General features: G+C 62.4%; 3 protein-coding genes. All 3 read right to left on the bottom strand.

The window, feature by feature from the left end; translation table 11 throughout:
• The coding region (locus NW857_RS06465; protein ID WP_414335339.1) for an ATP-binding cassette domain-containing protein at nt 1-284 on the bottom strand (284 nt) is incomplete at its 3' end.
• A 146-nt stretch (nt 285-430) separates the two neighbouring features.
• Nucleotides 431-1,582 carry a sulfate ABC transporter substrate-binding protein gene (locus tag NW857_RS06460; RefSeq protein ID WP_414368381.1) on the bottom strand — a complete coding sequence of 384 codons (1,152 nt, stop codon included), beginning with the start codon at nt 1,580-1,582 and terminating at the stop codon, nt 431-433.
• 129 nt (nt 1,583-1,711) lie between these two features.
• A partial coding sequence (locus tag NW857_RS06455; protein ID WP_414368378.1) for an N-acetyltransferase family protein occupies nt 1,712-2,192 on the bottom strand: 481 nt, incomplete at its 5' end.

Raw genomic sequence — 2,192 nt, 5'->3', positions numbered from 1 at the left:
ATGTTCTGCCGCACCGTCATGTGCTTGAACAGGGCGTAGTGCTGGAAGACAAAGCCGACGTTGCGCTCCTGGACGCTGGCATGGGTGGCATCCCGCCCGGTGAGGAAAATCCGCCCCGTGTCCGGCTTTTCTAGGCCGGCAATCAGGCGCAAGAGGGTAGATTTGCCGGAACCCGACGGCCCCAACAGGGCAACCAGGGATCCCGTGGGAATGGTGAGATCCGTAGGGTGGAGAGCCTGAAACTGCCCAAAACGCTTCGATACCCCTGCAATGGTGATGCCCATAGGTTCTGCCTAGCTAAGGGTTGGCCGGATGGCGCTGCCTATCCCTGAGGAGGTAGGGAGCCTCTAATCTACGGTAAACCTGTCAACAAACCGTTGATACTGCTCCCAGGATACCTTGAATGGGGATGCAAAACAAGGGAGGCTCCCTACAACCCAGCTTGGATGCGGTCAAACACAGCCCCATCGGCAAAGAAGCGGTTTTGGATTGCTTCCCAGCCGCCCAGGTCGGCAACGGTTACCAGCTTCTCAATGGGAGGGTACCGCTGGGCAAACTCTTGCGCCACCGTCGGCTCCACCGGACGGAAACCCACCTCGGCAAAGGCCCGCTGCGCTTCTGGAGTAAACAGGTAGTTCACAAAGGCTTCGGCCACGGCGCGGGTTCCTTTTCGCTCCACCGTGGCATCCACCACGGCTACGGGGTTGTCGATGGAAATGTTGGGATCCGGCACCACGTAGGGCAAGGGCTGGCCGCGCAGGCCGGCCAGGATCACCTCCTGTTCGTAGGTGAGCAGGGCATCCCCCTGCCCTTTTTGGAAAAAGACATCGGTGGCTTCCCGCGAGTCCCGCGGCAGGACGCGGACATTTTTGTAGACCTGGGTGGTGAAGGCCAGGGCCTGAGGTTCAGGGACAGCACTCCAGAGGGCCAAAAAGTTCCAGCGGGCGCCCCCTGAGGTTTTGGGGTTGGCGGTAACCACCTGCAAGCCAGGCCGGGCCAGGTCCAGCCAAGAGTGGATAGCGTGGGGGTTGCCCTGCCGCGTGACGATCACCACCACCGAGCGGGTAACGATCCCTTGGTTGGGCGTGCGGCTTTCCCAGTCCGGTCGAACGAGACCGGCAGCCACAATGCGCTCCACATCCAGGCCCAGGGCCAGAGCCACCACATCGGCATCCAGCCCGTCAATGACCGCCCGCGCTTGTGTGGCCGAGCCGGCATAGCTGCTTTCTACGCGCACCTGTTGGCCGGTCTGGGCCAGCCAGTGGGCCTCAAAGGCAGGGATGATCTGCCGGTAGGCATCGCGGGTCACCGCAAAAGAAGCTAGGAGAATCCTCACTTCCCCTTGGGATCCCACCCCACAGCCGCCCAGCCCCAGCAGAAGTCCCAGGAGCAGGGATCCCACCGCCAGCCACCGCCCCACTCTCCCAAACCAGACCACCGCGACAGGTGAGGGGATCCCCAATGGGTTCCCTGCTGTCCCTTCCATGTTCACCCCTATCCCCAAAAACTTCTCCACTTCTGTGTCCCTCACCCCCGGCCCCTCTCCCAAAGGGAAATTGCCCAAGCGCTCCGCGCCGCTCACGCGACCACCCCCAGCCCCTCTCCCAAAGGGAGAGGGGAGCTGAAGGGCTTTGCAACCCGTGAGGCTGGCTGCCGCTCTTCACATTCTACGGTAAGCCGGTCGGCAAACCGTTTTTAGGGCCAGGGATCCCTAGGCAGGGCAGGGGGTGGGAAGCGCCGCATCGGCAGCAAGATCCAGCGTGGCCCTGAGGAGGCCGGGATCCTCTGAAGAGGGGAGCAACTGGAACCCCAAGCGCCTGCAGAGGCGGCGCATGCCCTCGTTTTCGCTGAGCACCTCGCCGGTGAGGCGCCGGATCCCTTCGCAGCGGGCCACCTGAATCAGGCGGGTCAGCAGCTCCGTGCCGATCCCCTGTCTTTGGTAGGGATCCGCCACCAACAGGGCAAACTCGGCTTCTTCGGGAAGGCCGTGTTTTTTGGAGAGGCGGCTGATGCCGAGGATTGTAGCTTCTGGCTCCTGTTTTTCCGCCACCAGGGCGATCTCGCGGTCGTAGTCGTTAAAGCAGATGCGAACCAAGCGCTCGTGGGCGATGCGGGCGCTGTATTTGATGGGGTGGAAGTAGCGCAGGTAGATGCTGTAGTCGGAGACGTGGCGGTGAAACTGGATCACCAGC

Source organism: Synechococcus sp. H55.9 (assembly GCF_047462355.1).
Lineage (GTDB): Bacteria > Cyanobacteriota > Cyanobacteriia > Thermostichales > Thermostichaceae > Thermostichus.
Note: the sequence above shows the minus strand (reverse complement) of the source record. Positions and strands in the feature narration are given on the sequence as shown.